The organism is Vibrio sp. A1-b2, assembly GCF_021726015.1.
GTDB classification, from domain to species: Bacteria; Pseudomonadota; Gammaproteobacteria; order Enterobacterales; family Vibrionaceae; genus Vibrio; species Vibrio diazotrophicus.
On record NZ_JAKKCI010000016.1, the window covers coordinates 34,060 to 58,599 of the forward strand.

Annotated in this window: 18 protein-coding genes and 5 pseudogenes; 15 read left to right on the forward strand and 8 right to left on the reverse strand. The window is 42.6% G+C overall.

Translation table 11 applies throughout. The features are described 5' to 3' along the window. Positions 1-330 precede the first annotated feature (330 nt). Genes L3V23_RS20425 through L3V23_RS20435 form a run of 3 tightly spaced genes read right to left on the reverse strand, consistent with a single transcriptional unit; the run spans position 331 to position 3,855 of the window. Positions 331-1,338: an Ldh family oxidoreductase gene (locus L3V23_RS20425; protein ID WP_237292887.1), complete on the reverse strand. Its 1,008-nt coding sequence runs from the start codon at positions 1,336-1,338 to the stop codon at positions 331-333. 18 nt (positions 1,339-1,356) lie between these two features. After that, entirely contained in the window at positions 1,357-2,373 is a 1,017-nt protein-coding gene (locus L3V23_RS20430; protein WP_237292889.1) for a zinc-binding alcohol dehydrogenase family protein, read from the reverse strand. A gap of 21 nt (positions 2,374-2,394) precedes the next feature. Beyond that, complete coding sequence (locus L3V23_RS20435; RefSeq protein ID WP_237292890.1) at positions 2,395-3,855, reverse strand: mannitol dehydrogenase family protein; 1,461 nt, start codon at positions 3,853-3,855, stop codon at positions 2,395-2,397. 350 nt (positions 3,856-4,205) lie between these two features. On the opposite strand from L3V23_RS20435, the gene L3V23_RS20440 reads away from it, so the two are divergent. The 4 genes and pseudogenes from L3V23_RS20440 (at position 4,206) to L3V23_RS20455 (ending at position 7,330) form a co-directional block, all read left to right on the forward strand. Next, complete coding sequence (locus L3V23_RS20440) at positions 4,206-5,171, forward strand: sugar kinase (protein WP_237292891.1); 966 nt, start codon at positions 4,206-4,208, stop codon at positions 5,169-5,171. A 12-nt stretch (positions 5,172-5,183) separates the two neighbouring features. Next, positions 5,184-5,804, forward strand: a complete 621-nt coding sequence (locus L3V23_RS20445) for a bifunctional 4-hydroxy-2-oxoglutarate aldolase/2-dehydro-3-deoxy-phosphogluconate aldolase (protein ID WP_237292892.1) — start codon at positions 5,184-5,186, stop codon at positions 5,802-5,804. 14 nt (positions 5,805-5,818) lie between these two features. After that, entirely contained in the window at positions 5,819-6,907 is a 1,089-nt protein-coding gene (locus tag L3V23_RS20450; RefSeq protein ID WP_237292893.1) for a mandelate racemase/muconate lactonizing enzyme family protein, read from the forward strand. A 205-nt stretch (positions 6,908-7,112) separates the two neighbouring features. Continuing rightward, a pseudogene (locus L3V23_RS20455) lies at positions 7,113-7,330 on the forward strand (hypothetical protein). A gap of 111 nt (positions 7,331-7,441) precedes the next feature. Here the strand turns inward: L3V23_RS20455 and L3V23_RS20460 are convergent. Beyond that, positions 7,442-8,794, reverse strand: coding sequence for an MATE family efflux transporter (locus L3V23_RS20460; RefSeq protein WP_237292894.1), 1,353 nt, complete (start codon positions 8,792-8,794; stop codon positions 7,442-7,444). Positions 8,795-9,154: 360 nt separating this feature from the next. On the opposite strand from L3V23_RS20460, the gene L3V23_RS20465 reads away from it, so the two are divergent. From L3V23_RS20465 to L3V23_RS20490, 6 genes and pseudogenes are all read left to right on the forward strand, one after another. Beyond that, entirely contained in the window at positions 9,155-9,949 is a 795-nt protein-coding gene (locus tag L3V23_RS20465; protein WP_237292920.1) for a MalM family protein, read from the forward strand. A 500-nt stretch (positions 9,950-10,449) separates the two neighbouring features. Next, the gene (gene galE / locus L3V23_RS20470) at positions 10,450-11,466 is read left to right on the forward strand and encodes a UDP-glucose 4-epimerase GalE (RefSeq protein WP_237292895.1); all 1,017 of its coding nucleotides are present in this window, start codon (positions 10,450-10,452) and stop codon (positions 11,464-11,466) included. 72 nt (positions 11,467-11,538) lie between these two features. After that, positions 11,539-12,591: a UDP-glucose--hexose-1-phosphate uridylyltransferase gene (locus L3V23_RS20475; protein WP_237292896.1), complete on the forward strand. Its 1,053-nt coding sequence runs from the start codon at positions 11,539-11,541 to the stop codon at positions 12,589-12,591. 68 nt (positions 12,592-12,659) lie between these two features. Beyond that, positions 12,660-13,826, forward strand: a complete 1,167-nt coding sequence (gene galK, locus L3V23_RS20480; protein WP_237292898.1) for a galactokinase — start codon at positions 12,660-12,662, stop codon at positions 13,824-13,826. A gap of 221 nt (positions 13,827-14,047) precedes the next feature. Further along, positions 14,048-14,554 carry a substrate binding domain-containing protein gene (locus tag L3V23_RS20485; RefSeq protein ID WP_346656173.1) on the forward strand — a complete coding sequence of 169 codons (507 nt, stop codon included), beginning with the start codon at positions 14,048-14,050 and terminating at the stop codon, positions 14,552-14,554. A gap of 101 nt (positions 14,555-14,655) precedes the next feature. After that, a pseudogene (locus L3V23_RS20490) lies at positions 14,656-15,208 on the forward strand (transposase); the annotation flags it as partial. Positions 15,209-15,489: 281 nt separating this feature from the next. On the opposite strand, the gene L3V23_RS20495 reads toward L3V23_RS20490, so the two are convergent. Both L3V23_RS20495 and L3V23_RS20500 read right to left on the reverse strand, forming a co-directional pair. Next, entirely contained in the window at positions 15,490-16,440 is a 951-nt protein-coding gene (locus tag L3V23_RS20495) for an arginine deiminase-related protein (RefSeq protein ID WP_237292902.1), read from the reverse strand. A gap of 28 nt (positions 16,441-16,468) precedes the next feature. Further along, complete coding sequence (locus tag L3V23_RS20500; RefSeq protein ID WP_237292904.1) at positions 16,469-17,524, reverse strand: ornithine cyclodeaminase; 1,056 nt, start codon at positions 17,522-17,524, stop codon at positions 16,469-16,471. A gap of 142 nt (positions 17,525-17,666) precedes the next feature. On the opposite strand from L3V23_RS20500, the gene L3V23_RS20505 reads away from it, so the two are divergent. The 3 genes and pseudogenes from L3V23_RS20505 to L3V23_RS20515 all read left to right on the forward strand — a co-directional run bounded on the left by L3V23_RS20505 (position 17,667) and on the right by L3V23_RS20515 (position 20,372). After that, complete coding sequence (locus L3V23_RS20505) at positions 17,667-18,095, forward strand: Lrp/AsnC family transcriptional regulator (RefSeq protein WP_237292906.1); 429 nt, start codon at positions 17,667-17,669, stop codon at positions 18,093-18,095. A gap of 183 nt (positions 18,096-18,278) precedes the next feature. Continuing rightward, positions 18,279-19,159 (forward strand): annotated as a pseudogene (locus L3V23_RS20510) (IS5 family transposase). Between the two features lie 154 nt (positions 19,160-19,313). Then, on the forward strand, positions 19,314-20,372 hold the full coding sequence (locus tag L3V23_RS20515) for a LacI family DNA-binding transcriptional regulator (RefSeq protein WP_237292908.1): 1,059 nt from the start codon (positions 19,314-19,316) through the stop codon (positions 20,370-20,372). 45 nt (positions 20,373-20,417) lie between these two features. On the opposite strand, the pseudogene L3V23_RS20520 reads toward L3V23_RS20515, so the two are convergent. Continuing rightward, positions 20,418-21,306, reverse strand: a pseudogene (locus L3V23_RS20520) (IS3 family transposase); the annotation flags it as partial. A 200-nt stretch (positions 21,307-21,506) separates the two neighbouring features. On the opposite strand from L3V23_RS20520, the gene L3V23_RS20525 reads away from it, so the two are divergent. Continuing rightward, positions 21,507-21,719 carry a hypothetical protein gene (locus tag L3V23_RS20525; protein WP_237292909.1) on the forward strand — a complete coding sequence of 71 codons (213 nt, stop codon included), beginning with the start codon at positions 21,507-21,509 and terminating at the stop codon, positions 21,717-21,719. A gap of 79 nt (positions 21,720-21,798) precedes the next feature. Here L3V23_RS20525 and L3V23_RS20530 read toward each other — a convergent pair. Then, positions 21,799-21,966: pseudogene (locus tag L3V23_RS20530) on the reverse strand (IS481 family transposase); the annotation flags it as partial. A gap of 437 nt (positions 21,967-22,403) precedes the next feature. On the opposite strand from L3V23_RS20530, the gene L3V23_RS20535 reads away from it, so the two are divergent. After that, entirely contained in the window at positions 22,404-24,506 is a 2,103-nt protein-coding gene (locus tag L3V23_RS20535; RefSeq protein ID WP_237292911.1) for an alpha-galactosidase, read from the forward strand. The last annotated feature ends 34 nt before the right edge of the window (positions 24,507-24,540 follow it).

Here is a 24,540-nt window from a genome sequence, read left to right on the forward strand (position 1 = left end):
TGTGTTTGTATGGCTCTAGTGTCTGAATCTACGAATTCGCTCCGGATAAAATATCTTGAACTAAAGAAAGATACAGCAATCGAAGTAATCAGCAACGTAAGTATGACAGTAAAGATTGTTGTTTTAAAAGATAACCGTTTCATATGTTGTCCTTGAAAGTTTCACGCATTTAAAACTAACTACTGCCTTGTGTGAACTAGATTAGAGGCAATAGTAGAAGGCTTAGATATAAAAAGGGCTGCAGCCCGTGACTATCGACGAACTAGCAGCCAAACATTAATCAACAATGCAGAGTTAGCGAAAAAGTTGAAATTAACTCTAACAGCTTACTTAGCTGATAAGGTATTGATAGACACCATCGGCAACCGGTATACCTTGCTTTTCACACTGCGCCTTGTACTCAACCTGAGGATCATTTGGCGCCCTCACTTTATCAACTCCTGGGACAGGACGAACATCGCGTAGCTCGTGCATCATGGCCGCCATTGTTGCAGCGAAAAGAGGGGTGCCTAGACGAGTTGGATCGATAACTATTACTAAGCTGGCTAACTTACGCATTTTGTCGTAATCACCGTACATTCTAATGATATGATTACCAAAGTTAGCTCCCATTAGCACGCCCGTAAGAGCATCAATCGCGAGTGCAATACCTGAACCTTTATGACCGCCAAACGGTAGTAGGTTTTCTACTTCATGTGGATTGGTGGTTTCATTGCCGTCTTTATCAATCGCAAGTCCCCTACCTATTTCTTGTCCGGTCTCTTTCGCATGCAGTAGCTTACCAAAAGCGGTCGCGCTAGTTGCCATATCAACGATCATCGGATGAGAGCCTTCTACTGGGAAACCAAAAGCAATTGGGTTGGTACCTAAGAAACGTTCAGCTCCCCCATGTGGAGCCACACAGGTATCTGTTTGCGTCATGGCAATCGCAATCATACCTTGTGACGTTGCTTGCTCCATAAAGTAAGATAGCGCGCCACAATGGGAGGTGTTTTTTACACTGACAAACCCAAGGCCTGTCTCCGAAGCCATTTCAATGCCATGTTCAGTTGCTGCGATAAGAGCAGAGTGGCCCATACCATCATCAGAATCGAGTATAGCAACCGATGGCGAGATTTGATCAATTTTGAATTTTGCTTCTTTGTTCAAACCTCCAGCAGCGAGTCGAGTACAGTAGTGCTCAACGCGCATAACACCGTGAGAGTGAACACCCGTTTTATCTGCGTGCACCAACACATCAGTCACTTCGTGTGCAGTACGATGATCAAGCCCGGCTAAAGTTAGCTTATTAAGGGTTAGCTCACGGAGTTTTTTTTCATTAACACGTACAGTCGTCATAGTTTAATCCTTAGTCCCTCAAAAGTTGATAACGCCTTTAACCAAACCGCGGTTCTCGACCACGTCTTCTTTATAGCGTTCACCGAATGTCTGGAAGTCGTAGTCTTTGTTTTTCATAATGTCTTGAGAAATCTTGCCTGTAGCCATTAGTTCAATCACTTTTTCAAAATCTTGACGCGTTGCATTTCGGCTGCTTAATAGCGTGGTTTCTTTTTTGTGGAATGTAGGATCATCTAGCACCAAATCACCGATATAAAGACCGATGAACACGATTTTACCGCCGTGGCGGATGAGCTCTACACTGCGACTCATTGAGCCCTTATTACCTGTAGCGTCGAGTACAATACATGGTAATCGACCGTTAAAAGTGTCCTTAAGCGCTGCTTCGTAGTCATCCTCTAATGGGTTTAACGCAGGAACATTCAAGTGAATTTTAACATGTTCACGGCGACCAGCATCGACGTCTGCAACTGCAACTGTTGCACCTTCTGCTTTGGCAATAGCAGCTGCTGCGAGGCCAATAGGGCCAGAGCCTACCACTAGGACATTGTTGCCCATGCGTACTTCTGCACGGCGCACTGCGTGAGCACTGATCGCAAAGCACTCAACCAATGAACCTTCTGATGCGGATACGTTTTCAGGAAGTTTGACTAGATTCTCTTCATATACAGCGAGGTATTCAGAAAAGCCACCGTCTTGGTGAACACCATATAGTGATACATTTTCGCAGCAGTTAGTTTTTCCTTCTTCACAGGCTGCACAAGTACCACACGGAATGCATGGAATGACTGAAAAACGTTCTCCGGTTTGGACTAGGCTGCATGCTTGGCCCACTTTTTCAGCAGTACCGCAAATCTCATGACCGAGTACTCTAGGGTAAGAGAAAAATGGTTGGCGTCCGGCATAAGCGTGGATGTCAGTACCGCAAATGCCTACAGCATTAATTTTTAGTAAAACTTCGTTGTCTTTGATTTCTGGGATGTCGCGCTCAATATACTCAATAGAGTGTGGTTCATTACAAACAAGCGTTTTCATATAAATGCCTTTATTGTCTAATTAGTGGATAAGCTCAGCGAATATAGCTCTGATGCCGCTCTCTTCGATGCGTTCGAAGGCGCTTAGGATTTGTTGTTTGAATAATTTGTGTTGTTCCGCGTTGTTGCCAAAAACCTTATCTACACCAAGTAGAGTCTCTGCGGCTTTTCGTTTGTTGACGGATCTTGTCACGATGTCTGTAAACTGCTCAGCCAGCGGGTCCGCTAACGTTTCACCCGAGGCGATTGTATTGATGACATAGTGAATCCAGCCAGCAATAAGAACGGGTAGACAGCGTGTAGTGATACCGCGCTCGTGAAGTGTTAAGAATGGGTCGACAGCACGTTGAGGAAGCTTTTGAGAACCGTCCATTGCGATCTGTCCAGTTTTGTGTTTGATGTTTTGATTACTGAAGCGATCGATGAGAAGTTCGGCATACTCATCAAGATTAACGCTTAAGCTTGGACTTAGAGATTTCGCTTGCTCTTCTTTCATCAGGGTGAGTGTGACTTGACGTAATTCTTCATCTTCCATGCATTGATAAATGAATTCGTAGCCTGCTAGTGTCCCATTGTATGCAAGGAATGAGTGACTGCCATTAAGCATACGCAGCTTCATTTCTTCGTAAGGTAGAACGTCCTCTACAAGCATAGCGCCTGCTTTGCTCCAGTCTGGACGACCTGCAACGAAGTTGTCTTCTACAACCCATTGACGGAAATCTTCACAAACGACACCACAAGGGTCACGGTACCCTGTTTCCTGTTCGATGACATCGAACTGATCATCAGTCATTGCTGGTACGATACGGTCAACCATTGTGCTAGGGAATGAGGCATTTTCTTGAATCCATGTGCATAACTCTGGATCGCAAAGTTCGGCAAAGTTCAATACAGCATCACGAGTAAGTTGGCCGTTTTCAGGGATATTGTCACAAGACATTACACTGAATGCCGGCAAGCCAAGTGCTTTACGCTGTCTCAACGCTTCGGTAATCAGACCAATCGCTGACTGCGGTTGAGTAGGTTTTTCAAGATCGTGAGCAATAAGTGGGTTTGAAGTATCAAGAACACGTGACTGCGGGTCGACACAGTAACCTTTTTCAGTGATGGTCAGTGAAACGATTTTAACTTGTGGTTCAACGAGTTTCTCGATAGCAATTGCGATACCAGTATCAGGGGTATGAATACAATCGGTAACTGTACGAACTAAACGAGTCTCTGTTTCAGTTGCCGATTTTTCAACAACTGTAAATAGCCCATCCTGAGATCGTAAGTCATTAATTAGCGCTGAAGAGCCAAACATATTGATCTCGCAAATCCCCCACCGAGATCCTGTGATCTCATTCGTTAAGTCGTTATAAACGGCTTGATGTCCACGGTGAAAAGCACCGAAGCCGATATGCACAATATTTGTTTCTAGTTCTTCACGAGCATACGAAGTCTTCGTTGTGAATCTCGCTTTTTCAATATCTAAACCGTTCATGTTCAACCTTTAAAAGTAATTGATTAACCATTTGGTTATTTATACTGTACCAAAAAGCAATTTTCAGTGACCAAAGTCACGAATGGCAAACCAAGATTCTATAATTGGTAAACCAAATTTGAGTTCAATCCATTTTTTGTGATCAGTGTAACGTTATTTGTCCGTATTTCGGAGCGCTATTTGTATAGGCATACTTTTTATATGGAATAAAAAAGAACTGTGATCTAAGTTGGTAAATTAATGCTTATATTGGTTGACCAGATGTGGCACCTACCTTAGTATTTGATTTATTCCTTTGCTTTAACTTACTGCGGCAACATAAATAAATTGAATAACGAGGTTTTGTGACAATGAGTGTGGAATTAGAACAAAGTCAGGAAGCTGGCTTTAGCGAAATTTTAAGTTTTGGTGAGCCAATGTTTGAATTTAGCCAAGTTGGTCAGGCAGGTTCAGGAGAAGCAGACTTTTTGAGTGGTTTTGGTGGTGATGCATCAAACTTTGCTATAGCAGCAGCACGACAGGGTGCTTCAGTAGGGATGCTGACACAACTTGGTGATGATGAGTTCGGCAAACGTTTCCTCGACCTATGGCAACAGCAAGGTGTAAGCTGTCGTGCTGTTAAGACACTGAGCAGCAAAGCCACTGGCGTTTATTTTATTACACATGATGAAGACGGCCATCATTTCTCATTTCTTCGCAAGAACTCTGCGGCGAGCTTAATCACACCACAAGATCTACCAACACAGGCGATTGCGAATGCAAAACTGCTTCACGTGACGGCAATCACTCAAGCTATCAGCGATTCAAGCTGTGACTCAGTTTTTGCTGCGATTGAGACAGCGAAGGAGAATAATACACAAGTTTCTTACGATACTAACTTACGTCTCAAACTGTGGTCTCTACAGCGCGCTCGCGCCATTATCAACGAGACAGCTTCACTGGTTGATGTGTGTTTCCCTAGCGTCGATGAGGCTCGTTTAGTCACAGGACTAGAGCATGCAGATGACATCATCGATTTCTATCTTAAAGCGGGTGCAAAAGTCGTTGTGCTTAAGCAGGGTGGTGATGGTGCTACCGTCGCTGATGAACATAGCCGCCACTTTATTCGTCCACACCAGGTGACGCTAGTCGACGCGACAGCCGCAGGTGACTCTTTTGCCGGCTCTTTCTGTACTCATTACGTTAAAGGTGAGTCTCTGGAACAGTGTCTAGCTTATGCCAATGCAACGGCTTCAATCACGATCACAGGTTACGGTGCAGTAGCGCCTTTACCGACTTTTGAACAAGTTCTTGCAAGAATTAATGAATCGAAATAAGGAAATGAATTCATGGATCTTAATCAACGCCTAGCGCAGCTTAAGGTTGTGCCTGTTATTGCAATCGACAATGCACACGATATTTTACCGTTAGGCAAAGCACTGTTAGAAAATGGTTTACCAGTTGCGGAAATCACATTTCGATCTGATGCTGCGGTTGAAGCGATTCGTTTATTACGTGATGCATACCCAGATATGTTAATTGGCGCAGGAACAGTGCTGAATGAATCGCAAGTCATCGAAGCAAAAAAAGCAGGTGTAGACTTTATTGTTTCTCCAGGTTTGAACCCGAGCACAGTAAAAGCGTGTCAAAAACATAAAATAACCATCGTTCCAGGCGTTAACAGCCCGTCGTTGGTTGAGCAGGCCTTAGAGCTGGGTGTTGATACAGTGAAATTCTTCCCAGCAGAGGCATCAGGTGGTTTAGCCATGCTCAAGTCTCTGCTTGGCCCTTATCAGCAAATCAAAGTGATGCCAACAGGTGGTATCAATCAAAACAATATTCATGATTATCTAGCACTCCCTGCCGTATTGGCATGTGGCGGCACATGGATGGTCGACAAGTCACTTGTGAACGACGGAGCTTGGGACGAAATTGGCCGTTTGGTCAGAGAGATTGTCGCGGCAGTATAAGATAGGTATTTACAATGAAAACAACAATTAAAGACATTAAAACAAGACTGTTTAAGATCCCGTTAAAGGAAATTTTGTCCGACGCTAAACATGGTGACCATGACCATTTTGAGCTGATCACGACCACAGTGACACTTGGAGATGGTTCTCAAGGTACGGGATATACCTACACTGGTGGTAAAGGTGGATATTCGATTAAAGCCATGCTTGAACACGATATTCAACCGGCGCTAATCGGAAAAGATGCAACTCAGATTGAAGAGATTTATGACTTTATGGAGTGGCATATCCATTATGTGGGGCGCGGTGGTATATCAACTTTTGCGATGTCCTCGGTAGATATCGCCCTTTGGGATTTAAAAGGTAAGCGTGAAGGGTTACCGCTATGGAAAATGGCTGGTGGCAAAAACAACACGTGTAAAGCGTACTGTGGTGGTATCGATCTTCAGTTCCCTCTGGAGAAACTATTGAACAATATCCGTGGTTACCTCGAAAGTGGATTTAATGCTGTTAAGATCAAGATCGGCCGTGATAATATGCAAGAAGACATCGACCGTATTAAGGCGGTTCGTGAACTGATTGGTCCTGACATTACCTTCATGATCGACGCTAATTATTCTCTGACAGTAGAGCAAGCCATCACACTTTCTAAAGCCGTCGAGCAATATGATATTACTTGGTTTGAAGAGCCAACTCTTCCTGATGATTATAAAGGTTTCGCTGAGATTGCTGACAACACTTCTATCCCGTTGGCTATGGGTGAAAATCTTCATACTATCCATGAGTTTGGTTACGCGATGGACCAGGCAAAGCTTGGCTACTGTCAACCAGATGCCTCTAACTGTGGTGGTATTACCGGGTGGTTAAAAGCGGCGCATTTAATCACTGAAAACAATATCCCAGTATGTACACACGGTATGCAAGAGCTTCACGTGAGTTTGGTATCAGCGTTTGATACAGGTTGGCTAGAGGTGCATAGCTTTCCGATCGATGAATACACCAAGCGTCCATTGGTGGTTGAGAATTTCCGTGCTGTTGCTTCAGATGAACCAGGAATCGGGGTTGAGTTTGATTGGGATAAGATCGCACAATATGAGGTCTAGAGTGTGTGAATTGCTTAGATAGTGATTTTCACATTACTGGTATTATAAACTCCCATTGTAGTGAGACTGCGATGGGAGTTTTTTATTTTCTACCCCTAAACCACCTTCTATGAAGGTGGTGATCGTTCCTTTGGGCTATGCCCGAAGAACGCTCATGTTCAATATATCCAGTGTTTGTAACCAGCAAATCAAGGAGATAAAGAACATGAGCAGATATGATTCAAGCTCACACGTTTACTATAGATGTCAGTATCAAATAGTTTGGACGCCCAAATTCAGGCTGAAAATCATTTCTGGCAGCGAGGTTACTTTGTTGATTCGGTAGGAATGAACGAGGAAATTATTCGAAGATATGTCAGGTACCAAGATCGTGTGGGAAAGGAAGAAGAAGCGCGCCAAATGCTTTTAGGGTCAGAGAACTAACAGTGAGCCCCCTTATAGGGGGCCATTCAAAGCCACCTGCTATGCAGGTGGATTTTTACTGAGGTTTAAGACCAAGCAAAACTCTGAAATTTGCTTAGCTAGAATGGATTTCTATTGGCTAGAAACGAGAGAGTAGCGTTTCCAGTGCATCGAACGCCAGCGAACAAACATGATTGAACTTCGTACCCACTCATCGGCAGCGATGGCTAACCATACGCCCAGAACACCTAATCCCCAATGCAAACCAAGCAAGTAGCCCAGCGTTACCGACACTCCCCACATGATCAAAATACCCATTTTGACGGTGTAGTTAACATCACCGGCACCTTTTAAGGCTGAGATAAATATCAAGTTACCAACCCGTCCAGACTCAATCAGTAGAGAGGCAATTAACAAGGTAGCCAGCAGTGAAGCAATGTGGGGGTCTTCAGTGAAGAGACGAATGATAGGCTCGCGGACCAGAATTACGACACCGATGGCTGTAATCGAAGTAACCACTCCAATGAAATAGTATTTGTACACTCGCGCAGATATGTCATCTAACCACTGCTTGCCAACGAAATAACTTGTTTGAATCTGAGTCGCTTGCCCCAGCGCTAAAGCAAAAGTAAATGTGACCCTAGTGATGTTTTGTGCATAGGTGTACGCGGCTAGTGAGGCCGTACCAAGTTGAACAACGATATACACCAATGCAATTTGAGAGAGGTTATAGGATAGTATTTCACCACCATTCATCACGCCAATTTTTAATAACTTTCGGTAGATAGAGGAAGGAATCGTGCGCCATGCTTTGAATGGAAACTGAATATCAGTACTACTTAATACGATAATCAATAGTACCGTAGTCACAACCTGGCTGAACACGGTAGCGATAGCTACACCAGTAATGCCGTAAACGGGTAGCCCGAATGGTTGATAGAGAGCAATGTAATTACCAATGATATTTAGGATACCAGCGATGAGGTTGATGACCATAGGGGAGCGCGAGTAACCGTGACTGCGCAATATGGTGGTCAAGATAACGCTGAACGTTAAATTGAAGGTAAAAACACCGCTGATGACGAAGTAGTCGACACCCATTTTTGCAACGTCGGGTTCAAGACCAAAGACACCGACGATGCTTTCAGCGCCCACAAACATGAGAAAGCTGAGTAAGATGCCGACGGTCAGACCCAATATCATACTGGCTAACACAACTTGCCCAGACTGTTCAGTTTGTTGTGCCCCGTTGTATTGAGCAATGAGAATACCGGTACCACTGCTGACCATGATAGAGATAACAATTAGAAAGAAAACGATCTGTGAAACGACACCGACAGCCGATACGGCAAGGTCAGAATAACCAGAGAGCATGAAAACATCGGTAACACCTAACGCACTTCTAAGCAGTGTTTCAATGAATATTGGCCAAGTTAAACCAACTATATTCATTCTATTTTCGAGGGAGTGATATTTTGAGGACATGAGAGATTTTCAGTTGATCGACTTGTGTTGGCTAAATTTACAAGATATTACAGGTCAACCAATATTGTCTACAGTCATAGTGTGAAAGTTAGATGAAGACTTTACATTTGAGTATGAAACATAAACTATTAACAACAGACTGGTAGTTAAAAGTAAGGGGAACCCCATGAGTTATACAAGGTTGCAATCAAAGGAAACTGAAATAAAACAATTGGTTATGGTAGATTCTCAAGGGGTGGGGAGGAAACTATCAGTCATTTAACAGAAGCCTTGAATTATTGAGTATGAGATTTGCAATCTTAGATTAAATATCAAAAATTGATAAGCCAATCCCAATGTTTTGGTGTTTACTATGTGAAAATGTCATCAACAGGAATGGAGGAGTTCAAACTAGTGATAAAGAACGTAGTGACGGCCGGACTGATTGTAGGGTGTTTGAGTGGTTGCCAAACAGCTGCTTACAATTTTGCTGGAGATGGGCCGGTAGAACAGTTGAGCAGCGTAAAGTTCAGTTCTTTGAACGAACTCGATGCGCTATACGTAGTTAAAGGCAACTTATCTGAGATTAATATTCAACAGAACACCCAAAGGTTAATGGCATATGGTATCGATAGCCCTGTTGCCTCGTATGAGTTACCGTCAGGATCTCAGATATTGGATTTAAAGGTACAGGCTTTCTACGATGCGAAGATATTTGCGCCGTCAGTATTAGTCATCGATAGTCTAGGTAATATTATATCTAGAATTCCCAATTCCGAATTTGTGTATAAGCCTGGCGATTTATTTGAAACATATCGTCAAGAAGCAACTGTACGTTTCACTCCACTAGTCAAAGATATTCCTTTGTATGTTATCGTTTATACAACAGACGAAGATGCGAATAGTAGCAGTAAGATATGGATTAAGAGAGACAGAACAATTGAAGAAGAGGAGATAGTGATCCCACATAGTTATACAGGTAGGGTAGCTATAGAGTTTGATGCTTTTGGTCAAACGGATACGCTAATTTTTTCAAATGAAGATGGCCTAGATCTCAAGGCATTGGAATACAACACTGAGAAGGTGAAAAATTTATTTCATGAACTCCGTCAAGCCATAAAACAAGGAAACCCTAAAAAAGCACTTGATTTAGTTGATAAAATCCAACAACTATAATCTTTAGTTACGTAGAAAATATAGATAACGGCCAATGGTGCTTTCTATTGGTCGGGGAGGTGTTGTACCCACAGTTTGTGGATTCAAAATATGTCGCAATCAAAACATATTGCTGCTTGCATATTGTCGGGAATAGCTGAGGAAACGCTCGATTCATCATACTGACAACCTAGCACTTACCCGATAAGACCTCACCTCGTACGCCCCAAAATGATCTATACAACTCTCTTATTGCCTGTCTTTGAAGATGGCAATAGTAAAACAAAGTGTTGACACCGTAGGCTAATCCTTGGAAAGTCTTGTCTCGAAAATGTAAACGTAACCACAGAAATGTTCGCTAATAAAAGCCTGTTATTCATTATTTGTCGAATTCATTTAGTCACTTTAAGTTACTTTTAGTGGAAGCGTTTACACAATTAGACTTTGATCACGGAAAGAAGTTCTTCGCCGTTGTTAGAATGCCCCCAGTTGATGAAGTTGCCTAAATTTGGAGAAGTAAAATGAAAGTTCTTGTTACTGGAGGCATGGGGTACATCGGGAGTCACACTTGTGTTCAGATGATTGAAGCAGGTATTGAACCGGTGATTATTGATAATCTATGTAATGCAAAAGAAGAAGTGCTTAACCGCATAGAAGCACTAACCGGTAGCAAGCCTGCATTTTATTTCGGCGATGTACGAGACGAAGCTTTTCTCGACTCCGTGTTTGCTAAACACGATATTGCTGCTGTGATTCATTTCGCTGGGCTTAAGGCTGTAGGCGAGTCAGTTGCTAAGCCACTTGAGTATTACGACAACAATGTGAATGGAACTTTGGTGTTGGCGCGCTCAATGCGAAAAGCCGATGTTAAGAGCATAGTGTTTAGTTCGTCAGCGACCGTTTATGGTGACCCAGAGGTAGTACCAATCACAGAAGATTCACCAACTGGCGCAACAACCAATCCATATGGGCGTAGTAAATACATGGTCGAACAGTGTCTGTCTGATCTCTTTAATGCGGAAGACGGTTGGAGTATTACTCTGCTTCGCTACTTCAATCCTGTTGGGGCACATCCGTCGGGAACGATGGGAGAAGACCCGCAAGGTATTCCTAACAATTTGATGCCATTCATTGCTCAAGTCGCGGTCGGTCGTCGCGAAAAACTGTCTATTTTTGGTGACGACTACAACACACCAGATGGCACTGGTGTTCGTGATTATATTCACGTGATGGATTTGGCCGATGGTCATATCGCAGCATTGAAATCCGTTGGCGAAAAATCAGGTTTGCACATTTATAACTTAGGCACGGGCAATGGTTCGAGTGTGCTTGAAATGGTGGATGCGTTTGGGAAAGCATGTGGCAAGCCTGTCTCATATGAAGTTTGTGCACGTCGTCCTGGTGACATCGCTGAGTGCTGGGCTAGCACTGATAAAGCTGAGCGAGACTTAGGTTGGAAAGCCACTCGTACGGTTGAAGAAATGACGGTTGATACTTGGAAGTGGCAGTCTGAAAACCCGCAGGGCTATAGCCAATAACCCTATCTAATTCGCTCTTTCCTGCTGCTCCTTAGTGGGAGAGAGCCCCCAAATTAAATCGAGAAATAGAACATGTCTAACATTGAGTTCAATCCTGTGGATCATCCACATCGTCGTTATAACCCATTGACTGGTCAATGGATTCTAGTTTCGCCTCACCGAGCAAAGCGTCCTTGGAGTGGTCAAGATGAAAAGCCTTCAATCGAGCAACTTCCTAGTTATGATAAGGGTTGTTTCTTGTGCCCTTCCAATTCCCGAATTTCTGGTGATGAGAACCCAGACTATGAAGGCACTTATGTGTTTTCAAATGATTTTGCTGCACTGATGCCAGATTCGCCTGATGCGCCAAAATCAGACAATCCACTGTTTAAAACTCAGGGAGTACGTGGACTTAGTCGAGTGATCTGTTTTTCTCCGGATCATAGTAAAACTCTGCCTGAGCTTCCTGTGAGCAAAATTCGAGGTGTGATTGACACATGGAATGAACAGATTGAAAAGTTAGGTAAAGATTACGTCTGGGTTCAAGCATTCGAAAATAAAGGTGAGACGATGGGGTGCTCTCAGCCACACCCTCATGGTCAGATCTGGGCAAACAGCTTCCTTCCAAATGAAATAGAGCGTAAAGAGCAGCACTTAAAAGAGTACTACGAGCAGCAAGGCTCGAACCTCCTTGTGGATTACGCACAAGCTGAAGTGAAAGATGGTTCGCGTACGGTTGTCGAAACTGAGCATTGGATTGCCGTTGTTCCTTATTGGGCTGCGTGGCCGTTTGAAACTATGTTACTTCCTAAGACGCACATTCGCCGTATGAGTGAACTGTCCAATGATCAGCGCGATGATCTTGCTCTCGCTATCAAAAAACTCACTAGCCGCTATGACAATTTATTCCAATGTTCATTCCCTTATTCGATGGGATGGCATTACGCGCCATTCTTTGAACAAGGCACTGATATTGACCACTGGCAGTTGCATGCGCTGTTCTACCCGCCACTACTTCGTAGCGCGAGCGTGCGTAAATTTATGGTTGGTTACGAGTTGCTAGCAGAAAGTCAGCGTGATTTAACTGCCGAGCAAGCGGCTCAACGTCTGCGTGATCTCAGCGATATCCATTACAAAGAACAGTAATTGTAACGCGGCTATTGGGTGATGCGCCTCTAGTCGCTATTGAACAAATAAGAATTAGAGAGCCCACTATGCCTGACTTAATACAAGCGGTTAAAACCTCATTTAAAGAAGTTTTAAACTATCAACCAAGCCATATTATTCAAGCGCCTGGTCGCGTGAACTTAATTGGCGAGCACACTGACTACAATGACGGCTTCGTATTGCCTTGCGCAATCAACTATCAAACAGTTGTAGCAGCAGCTAAACGTGATGACAACATCGTGCGTGTGGTATCGGTTGACTACGGCAATGCAACTGACGAGTTTGATATCACGAAAGATATTGAATTTCAGCAAGACAAAATGTGGTCAAACTATATTCGCGGTGTAGTGAAATGCTTGCGTGATCGTGGTTATCAGTTTAGAGGGGCGGATATTTCTGTTAGTGGTAATGTCCCACAAGGTGCTGGCTTGAGTTCGTCTGCAGCGTTAGAGGTGGTCATCGGGCAAACCTTTAAGGTGCTCTACAACTTGGAAATAAGCCAAGCAGAGATTGCCCTTAACGGCCAACAAGCTGAAAATGAGTTTGTTGGTTGCAACTGCGGCATTATGGATCAAATGATCTCGGCGAAAGGTCTTGAAAACCACGCTATGTTACTGGATTGTCGTAGCTTAGAAACAACCTCAGTCTCCATGCCTAAAGAAATGTCAGTGGTTATCATTAATTCGAATAAAAAGCGTGGTTTGGTGGATAGCGAATATAATACTCGTCGCAAACAGTGTGAAGAAGCGGCGCGTATTATGGGAGTGACAGCACTGCGTGATGCGAGTATAGAGATGCTAGAAAGTACTCTGAGCGAGTTAGATGATGTGGTAGCCAAGCGTGCTCGGCACGTAATCACTGAAAACGACCGAACGGAACAAGCTGCAAAAGCTTTAGCTTGCGGGGATATGGTGCGTATGGGCCAGTTGATGGCTGAATCTCATGCTTCTATGCGTGATGATTTCGAAATCACAGTCAAAGAAATTGATACTCTTGTAGACATGGTCAAACAAGTCATCGGTGACAAAGGAGGCGTGCGGATGACAGGTGGTGGCTTCGGCGGCTGCGTTGTTGCATTAGTGCCGCCTATGCTAGTCGATGAAGTTAAAGCCGTCGTGGAAGCGAACTACCTAGCGGCTACTGGCCTTAAAGAATCTATCTATGTGTGTCAGGCCAAACCAGGGGCAGGCGTGTTAGAATCGCTGTCTAATTAAACGTGATTTCAATTCATCTAATTGATTAAGGTAGAAGCGATTCTACCTTTTTTAATAACTTTTGAATTTCATGCTTGTTGTAGTGATTTTGTGTTTTTTGCTCACTACTCTTGCGGATGATTAACTCCACAGGTATACGAGTTTGTTTGAATGAATCGGTATCTTGCGGAGTGTGATTCTTTAGCTCAATTGCTTGTATCATTGCTTGTTCACCAATCAGTGTGAAATCTTGCTTCACTGTCGTTAGCGGTGGGGCTGGAGCAGATCAGTTTGGTAAACTGCAAGATTCGAACTTAATGGCGCGAAAACTAAAGGATATGAGAGTGGTAATTTTTGCTTCCCCAGAGTATCTAAGTGCCAATGGTCGGCCTTTTCATCCGGAAGAGCTTGTCGGTTATAACTGCCTACTTTTTCGTAGTTCCACTGATTCGAAAAACTGGCATTTTAATATCAATGGTCAAATCGTCTCTTACCCAGTATCCGGAACTTTTAATGCAGACTCGCCAAGGGCAATAACCAATATGTCGTGTGGTGGTTTAGGCATTGGAATTGGACCGTATTACGCTGTCGAAACCCATGTAAAATCGGGTGAGCTAGAGCTGCTTTTTGAAGATATGGAGATGGACCCAATGGGCTTATATGCAGTTTATCCTGAGAACCGGCATTTGACTGCACGAGTTAGAGCCTTAATTGAATATCTTGTGGCTTGGTTTAACGAAAAGCGCTAGCTATAAATTCTGGGTAGAAGAGGCATTTTTGCGCAAATCGAAGGAACTAAAGCAGGAACTTATGAGCTGTTCGGTCAAAGCAGCTAATCTTCAGTAGTGTTATGTCAAAATCTCGTTATAAAAAACTAGCTTGAAACACTACAATGACGCCCTTATCAGCTGCGATTTACTTATTTTATGGATCGGTGAAGATACAATAAGAGAGTGAAAGCAAAGTAAACAGAATAAGTGCAGTAGGCCACGTTAAATTAGCTAGCTAGTTAGCTAGTACTACAACACTCATGGTGAAACACGTTTTCTCTATGATATTGAGAGTGCTGAAAGGTTTTCTAGACTCATTACTCAAGCTGGCTAACATCCCAATTGTTTGTCCCCACTACAACATAAGCCGTTGATCTAATAAAGTTGATGTCTCATTTAAATCCAAAACTAGGGAAGCAATACAGCATTTAGCCTCTGATGCCACTGGTCTCGAGGTCTATGACGAAGGTAAATGGAAAGTCAAGAAGCATGGTGCTGACTTAAAGTGCAAAATATGGTGTAAGCAGCATATTGCAGTAAATACAAGCATCCACGAAATCGTTGCAGCGGAGCTGAGTTTATCTAATGTGACCAATACAGAATCTCCCGAAATGGCTAAAGTAGACCTATCGTTAACTCATTGAGATATCTGATGAAGATGTTCATGGCACAAGGAGCTGAAACTCAGTATATTGTATAAAAGCGGCTCAACTGTAGGGTGTTTGGTTTTTCGTATGAAATACGCAACAAAGCCAGCCCAATTTTAACTTAGTTTCTCTAAAGTAACTGAATAACACGATGCAGTTTGTTCGACTCTACTGCATCGTCACTCTATTTGAAGATATGTGTCAAACACAATCATTGATTCATTCAGTTATGGTTATGGTCAAACCAATAATATGTATCTATTTTCATTAAAACAACTCGGCAATCATGCAACGTATAGAACCTCCGGCTTGTTCGATAGTCGGGATATGGATTGGCTGCAAAAAGGCATGTTGGCTTAAACGATACTTCTGAAGTTCACTTAATGCCGCATAGGCTGTGGTTGATAATGCGAGAATTTTACTACGTTTGCCCTGCAATTCGAGTACATTTCCACAAAACTGCTTTGCCTGCTGCCATGAAATGTTAATCACTTCCTTATTAGAGTTCTTAAACGAATCTAATAAGCGCTCTCGGGCTGTTGCATCTTTGATAACCTCTAAGCATATAACGACAAAATTTGTTCCTAGAGCCATAATTACATTGGTGTGATATATTGGGGTTCCGTATTCGTCTTCGCTATCAAAGACGATGGGAGACATTCCCAATGTTGTAGCTATTTTTTCTATTAAAGTATCTGAAGTACGGCGTGAACGAGCAACGTAAAAACAATCGTTCATATGATCAAAAATCATAACACCTGTTCCTTCCAGAATGTGGCCTTCAGTTTCATTGTAGCTAAGGTCTATAGTGCGATGGTATTGTTGACGATTTTCAAGGTACTTAATAATGGAACGTTTTCTTTCCAGTCGTCTATTTTGCGTAAGCATCGGGTACAGGACTAACGACCCGTCATGGTGTGTAGTAAACCAGTTGTTAGGAAATACCGAATCTGGTGTTTTGAGGCTTGTATCTTCAAACAATTTCACATGAATACCGTGAGAACGCAGGACAGCTGCGGCTTGTGTTACCTCCATATAAGCACAGTTTCGGATGGTCTTTTCATCCAATTGGCTACTTTTTTGAAACGCATTGTCTACCAAAGTTTGCTGGTTTACCTGAAACTTATGAGGACGAACCATTATTACTTGATCAGTACTTTGATAGCAGCTGTCTTCTAGTAGCTGAGAACGTTTCAAACCACATTGTAGTTTAGTCATTATTGATACGGACTCCACGAATTTCTGCTTATTGGAATAAAGAGAACAGGTTTTTCGGGTCAATTTGATTCGACACGATATCAAGGGTTTGTAACTCAGATTTTTTTACATACTGCTCACTGGTTAAGATATTGCGTATAAAGCGCAAAACAGATAAGTCTTCACTGGCAAAGCCCACTCCATCAAATAAAGTAATTTCTTCTTCACTTCGTCGGCCCATTTGATTGCCGGTAAAGAGGTCGTGCAGTTCTGTAACTGCAAAATCATCAGGCATTTGTTGAATTTCGCCCTCAATTCGGGTTTGAGGTGTGTACTCAACAAAGACAGTAGAGCGTGTAAGTATGTTTTTGTTCAACTCCGTTTTCCCAGGACAATCTCCGCCAATAGCGTTGATATGGATTCCTGGTTTTACAGCCGAATCATCGAGAATTTGTGCGTATTTTTTATCGGCGGTACATGTGGTTATAATTTGAGAATTAGCAACAGCCGCGTTGACTGAGTTATGAATGACGACATCGAAGCCTCGAGAACGTAAGTTGTTATAGGCTTTCACTGATGCTTGATGATCAATATCGTATAAACAAACTCGATTGATTCCCAATAATGCCCTAAAAGCCAGGGCTTGAAATTCAGACTGAGCGCCATTACCAATGAGAGTCATTTGTTCTCTGTGCTTTGGTGCAAGGTAAGTTGCGACTAAAGCTGAAGTGGCTGCTGTGCGTAATGCAGTCAACAAGCACATTTCGCTGATTAAGATAGGATAGCCACTAGCCACATCACTTAAAACTCCAAAAGCGGCAACAGTTTGTAATCCATTAAGGTAATTATTAGGATGGCCATTCACTGTTTTACAACTGAAGTAAGTGCCATCACTAATTGGCATTAATTCGATGACGCCGTCCGCCGAGTGTGATGCATAGCGATTTGATTTATCCAGATGCTCCCAATGAATAAAATCCTGTTCAATTTCTTGAGCAAGATCTTTTAAAAATGCTTCTATGCCGTAAGCGGAAATAAGCTTACATACGTCTTTAACGCCTAGAAACGGTACTTGCTCTTTAGCGGATAAGATAAAAGTTGACACAAATTTCTCCTGATATTTTAAACCAACGTTTATATGATAGGGGTGCGGTCCGCTATAAAAAATGTTAATAATCCATAATTTTTGATTAAAAATTTGTCAGAATGTAAGGTCTTAATAGCAAATTGCTAAGTTAGGGTGAGAAATGCCATATTTGCAAGATGAACTAGACAGAAAGCTGATTGCTGAACTACGTAGTGATGCAAGAGCATCAATTTCCACTCTGGCCAATAGTTTGAAAGTATCACGAGGTACAGTGCAAAATCGGATCGATCGCTTAGTATCCACTGGCGCGATTCTTGGCTTTACTATTCGTACGGATGATTCTCTTGAAAAAAATGTAGTCAGAGCAGTAATGATGGTAGAGGTTGTCGGTAAGTCAACCAGTCAGGTTATTCAAAAAATGAAAGGTATACGTGAACTGACTAAAATTCATACTACGAATGGTGCTTGGGACTTGGTGGTTGAAATTCGTGCGAATGATCTACAGGCCTTTGATTCAGTGCTTAAAGTGGTTCGTGAACTTGATGGGGTACTGAATAGCGAGACCAGTATCTTGTTGACAAGCCGTTAGTTATTTTTGCTATTGAACATTTATTATATTTCTTAGTTCAACGAGTGACTAAATTGTACCTTCTTGCTTGATATACATACTGCATTGTTTTACCACTGAGTTTGGCTTTGTTGCAGAAATCGAATTAATTAAATCATAATCTTACGAACAGATCAGGGACATTCATTCTCCGACTTTAATTTCATGCCGAAGCCTCGCTACAAAACCAATAATTGGCGCAAGTACAATAACTCATTAATCAACCGAGGTTCACTCACGTTTTGGATTGACGAAGAAGCGATAACTGAATGGAAACAACTTAAGCAGGATAGGCGTGGTAGACCACGATTGTTTAGTGACTTAGCTATCACAACTGCTCTCATGGTAAAGCGCATTTTTTTCCTTGCCTTTAAGGGCGTTTCAAGGCTTTATCGACTCCGTTTTTAGATTGGCGAATGTTCCATTGGTTTGTCCCCACTATACCTGTATAAGTCGCCGAGCAAAGGGTGTCTAGGTTAGCTTTAAAACCTCTTCACGAGGCTCTATTCAGAACCTAGCCATTGATGCAACTGGACTTAAGGTATACGGTGAGGGCGAATGGAAAGTAAAAAGGCATGGAACCGATGGTAAGCCTCGAGTCTGGCGTAAACCCCATCTTGTCGTTGATACCGATACTCATGAAATTATCGCAGTTGAGCTGACACTATCAGGCGTGACAGATTCGGAAGTACTCCCCAATCTACTCAAACAAACACGCCGATTCATCAAGGAGATTTCGGGAAATGGAGCATACGATACAAGGGAGTGCCACAGGGCCATTAGGGTTAAGAAAGCGATACCTCTAATCCCTCCGCGTGAGGGAGCAGCCTTCTGGGAGTAGGGGCATTCACGCAATTTGGCGGTTGGGTGCCAGAAGCTCTATGGGCCGAACAAAAAGCGGAAACAGAAGTATGGTTATCACAGACGTTCACTGTCTCAAACCGCTATGTATCGAGTGAAACAATTACTTGGAGCCTCACTCCATGATCAAAGCCCTTAATAAGTTAACTGGGATAGGTATGCCCGAAACTCAGTATATCGTTTAAAAGGTGTACGATTTAGCTAGCGTCCGCTCGTAAGCTGAATTCAGCAACAAAGCTAGGATTTGTTTTCGAAAACATAGTGCGATACCATTTGACGTATTTATACCCAATACTGGGGGATTTCTGATGGGAAACTATCAGCAATAAGGATGTTTATATGGCTATTACCTTTAAAGATGTCGCTCGTTTAGCTGGTGTTTCAACGCAGACTGTTTCTCGCGTTACAAATGGATCTGATAATGTTGCGGAAGCTACACGCAAAAGAGTTAATGATGCAATTAAAACTCTGGGGTACATACCCAACAAAGGGGCACAAATGCTCAGTCGAGCAAAGTCTCGCATTATTGGTTTAGTATCCTTAGATATTTCTTTACACGGTGTGGCTCTTATTGCCAAAGGAGTTCGCAGTCAGGCGCACGAGATGAACTTTGCAACAGCACTTTCTGTTATAAAAAACAATTCTGCCGAAGATCTCCGCCTGGCTATTAGAGAATTGATTGCCCAACAGGTCGATGCCGTTATTATTAATGTACCAGTTGAACGAAATATTGCTGAAAATTTAGTAGAGCAGTTTAGTCAACTGACAATAGTTTTTATCGATGTCCCAGAAGGTACTCATGTAAACTATATTTGCTGCGATCATAGAGCAGGAGCTTCTGCAGCAGTTCTACATCTAGTAGAACAAGGACGCAAGGAATTTGTATGTATCACTGGTCCCGCAGAATCAACGGCATCTGCTATACGATACGACGAATGGAAAAATAAACTAAATTATTTTGCTCTTAAAGAAGTGGCTTACTATGAGGGCAACTGGCAGGCTAACAGTGGTTACAAAGCCATAAAAGAAGTTGTAGTTGAGGGAAAGATTTTTGATGCAGTGCTGGTTGCGAACGATCAAATGGCTTTAGGTGTACTTTGCGCATTAGCAGAAGTTGGTATAAAAGTGCCTCAGGTAGTTTCAATCGTCGGGTTTGATGGCATAGAAGATAGTCAGTTTTTTTCGCCACCGTTAACTACCATAAAACAAGACTTTGATGAGTTAGGCAGGCAGGCTGTTAAACTTGTATTGAATAGTATTGACAAACAGGGTACAACTTCTATAGCTTTACCCGTGAATTTGTTGATTAGATCAAGCACTACTCAAAAAAGCGATGGTAAATATAACAAAGAAGAAGTGCTTGAACATTTAGAATTTATCAGACGTTTGTTACCTTAAACTTAAACCATGAATCAAATTAAATTTCTGTACAGTTCTCTTAAGTAAACATTCATTCCTGAACTTACCATTAAAACTTTCAATATAAGCATTCTGTGTCGGTTTTCCTGCTTGGATTAATTTTAAAATCACATCATGCTGATAAGCCTATTGGTCGAGGGCTTTCCCCGTAAGCTCTGGCTCTTGATCAGTTCGTATCGCTGTTGGATAAACTCGAAATGCAGCGATAGACTCTAGTGTGATCACTACTTCATCACCCGAGGTCACGTAGCGACAGGAATATCTAGACACTCTTTTGTGTAATCATCCACAATCGTCAGGCATTTAATTAATCCGTCGGCCGTTATTCAGAGCATCCAGCACGAAGTCCATAGACCACGTGTGATTCGGTACGGAAGGAAGTAAGATAGTCTCTCGCTCAACCCACTGTGATTTTCTGCGTCTCCGCGTACTGACCATTAAGCTCAACTCACAGTAAAAGCGATAAACTTGCTTATGATTAACATCAACCCCTTCTCGCTTCAAAAGACGATGAATACGACGATAACCAAATCGACGTCGTTCCAATGCCAGCTCTTTTATCCGAGCCTGAAGCCTATCATCCTCCCGGTTAGCTTGAGGTTGATATTTCATTGACGCGCGTTGAATACCGACGAGTAAACAGGCTCTGCGTTCTGAAAGCTGAGTGCCTTCCTGAATCACTTAACAGCCTTGCGCTTGTCCTCGACGGTCAGTACTTTTGGCTGAGAGCAATTTTCAGGGCTTCTGCATCCAGTAACGTTTTAGCCAACAACTTTTTGAGTCGAGCGTTTTCGTCTTCCAGAGCATTAAGCCGACGAGCTTCAGAGACATCCAGGCCTGCGTATTTTTTGCGCCATGTATAGAATGTTACATCTGAGATCCTATGCTTGCGGCAAAGTTCTTTTGCAGGGATACCCGCTTCCGCTTATTTTAAAATGGCAATGATTTGCTGTTCACTGAATCGCTTTTTCATGTTCATCATCTCCTGGGTTGGATGAACATTACTAAGTGTAGACTGGACTAGATTATGGGGAGCAGGTCAAATTCCATTTTTAGGAAATATTTTCGAATAGTGACTGGTTTGGATTTGAAGGTAAACGGTGTAGGTTGTTAATGATTGTCGATACTTCCGTTACACCTTATTTAGGTGTATGTAAAAACCAAGGTGCACATAATCAAACTCATAATTTTGCTTTAGAGCCATGTTCGGGAATTTACGATAGTGCGGAGCAGGCGCAAGCCAATGGTACTGGTGCTTATGTGTGTGGGAATAGCCCCAAAAGGGGGTATCTGCTTATATGCCTTACAGCATATACCGAAGATTAAACTCTCTAATGTAGTAATTAACTGTACTAATTCAGACCTGAACTGACCGGTACCCATATTTGACTCGGTGCCTGTTAGATTATGTCTGGGCTAGATTCTTTTCAGTCCAGATTGATTTTTCATCTTCTAATGTCTCTAATGTCTCTAATGGCATTCTGCCACAGCGCATTTTTCCCTGATAAGTACGATGATTGTTGTAGTGTATACAATCGTCCAGATCTTTCTGAATTTCTTCCATCGAGCTGTAACATCCGCTAATTAGATGACACCGTACTTAGCTTTTCAGTTGTAATAGCTCAAGTCTGAAATGCAGTATTCACGGCACACTTCATTGACCTTGCTGCCAGCTTCCATTTACTTAAAAATTTTGACGATTTGTGTTTCTGAGTAACGTGATTTTTCATCGCGAACTCTCCTTTTGTTCTCAGCCTAAATCGGAGGGCTTAGAAATGACATGTAGCTAGTTATGAGATTTACAGAACGAGTTGGTAAGTAAATATGTCATAAATAACACGGCTTAATGTTTTCGATAACAAGATGTCTATGTCAAAAATTGTGGTTATTTATGGTGGTTTATATCACATATAGATGCATTTTTTTTGATATTTATAGAGGAAGATATCAGTATCTAATTAAGTTGTGTTTTCGAAAACATTAATCAAGAAACAAAAGGTCAAACCAATTATGAGTGAATTTATCCACCTAAAGAGTATTAGTCATAGCTTGATTATTAAGATAGATAGAGTTCCAGAGATCCTTCATTGGGGTGCGAAAATTGCGCAAATTGATGAAGACCTCCTTTTATCTACAGAACGTCCCATATCTCAGGCTAGGCTTGATGTTGATGTACCATTGTCCCTTTGTCCAGAGCTGGGATGTGGTCATTTCAATGCACCCGGTATTGAAGGCCATCGTGATGGTTATGACTGGGCTCCCGTTTTTAAGCTGACCTCCTCCTTGGTACAAGATAGTCAAGTGACATTTCTGATGGAAGATGAAGTTGCTAAATTGCAACTCTCTGTAGAACTCGCTCTGGACTTCAATACAGATGTTGTGCAAAAACGAGTCACAGTAAGGAATACTGGTAACAGCAGATACTATTTAGGCAAATTGTCTTCAACACTTCCTCTGCCTAATCATGCAAATGAATTAATGACTTTCCATGGTCGTTGGTGTCATGAGTTCCAAACTCAGCGTCAACGATTTGAACATGGTGGGTTTATGCAAGAAAACCGTCGTGGACGTACGTCTCATGAAAACTTCCCAGGTCTGTTTGTTGGAACTAATGGTTTCAATGAACAGACTGGTCAAGTGTGGGGTTTTCATCTTGGTTGGAGTGGTAACCACCAAATACGCGCCGATGTTCGGAGTGATGGTCGTCGTTTTGTCCAAGCTGGGGAGCTTCTACTATCGGGTGAATCTATTCTAGAGGCTGGTGAAGAGTATCAAACACCGTGGCTTTACGGTTGTTACAGCCGCACTGGTCTAAACGGCATTTCACAACGATTCCAACAATATGTTCGTGAAAACATTGTTAAGTTTCCGGTGAACAAACCTCGCCCAGTTCATTTGAACACTTGGGAAGGTATCTATTTCGATCACAAACCAGAATACATCATGCAAATGGCGACTGAAGCGGCGGAAATGGGAGTTGAGCGGTTCATTATTGATGATGGTTGGTTTATTGGGCGAGATGGTGAGCGGGCAGCTCTAGGTGATTGGTATTTGGATGAGCAAAAGTACCCAAATGGCCTAGAGCCGGTTATTGCGCATGTCAATAAAGAAGGTATGGAGTTTGGTCTTTGGGTTGAGCCTGAAATGGTAAGTCAGGATTCCAATCTATATCGTAAACATCCTGATTGGGTGCTCGGTCTACAAGGTTATCATCAACCGTCTGGTCGCTGGCAGTATGTACTCGACCTACAGAATAAAGAATGTTTTGACTACCTGTTTGAACGCCTCAATGACCTCCTTACTCGATACAATATTACGTATCTCAAGTGGGATATGAACCGAGAGCTTGTTCAACCTGGTCACCATGGCAGGCCAGCAGTTCACGGTCAAACACAAGCATTGTACCGTTTGGTTGATGAGCTAAATATCGCTCACCCTGAAGTGGAAATTGAATCTTGCTCTTCGGGTGGTGGCCGCATAGATTTTGAAATCCTAAAACGTACACAGCGTTTCTGGGCGTCAGACTGCAACGATGCGTTAGAGCGTCAATCGATTCAAAAAGGTATGAGCTACTTTTTTCCTCCTGAGGTCATGGGAGCTCATATTGGTCCTGCTGAATGCCACTCAACAAACCGACGCCATGGCATCAATATGCGTGGAGTCACGGCATTAAGCGGCCATATGGGCGTCGAGCTAGACCCAGTTAAAGAATCTAAGCAAGAGAAAGCCGCTTTTTCACGTTACATTGCACTGCACAAGGAATATCGCGACTTGCTCCACAGTGGTCGTAGTTTCCGAATTGACCCTGCAGATAAGAATCAGAACATTTATGGCGTTGAAAATGGCAACGAAATGTTGATTACCGTTTGTCAACTGGCGATGCCAGATCACGCCCTTCCTTCTCCTCTTCGCATTAGCTGCGTTGATGTAGACGCCAAATACCATGTGAAGTTGGTTGATATGCCACAAACCAGTTTCCAACTGATGAAACAAAGACCTAAGTGGCTGGATAAGACTCTAACGTTAAGTGGCGACAATCTCAAAGAGATAGGTTTATACCTGCCAATTCTGGATCCTGAATCGGCGCTGATTGTTCATCTAGAGAAATTGTAAGGAGTAAAAACGCCATTCCAATATCTGGGGTAGA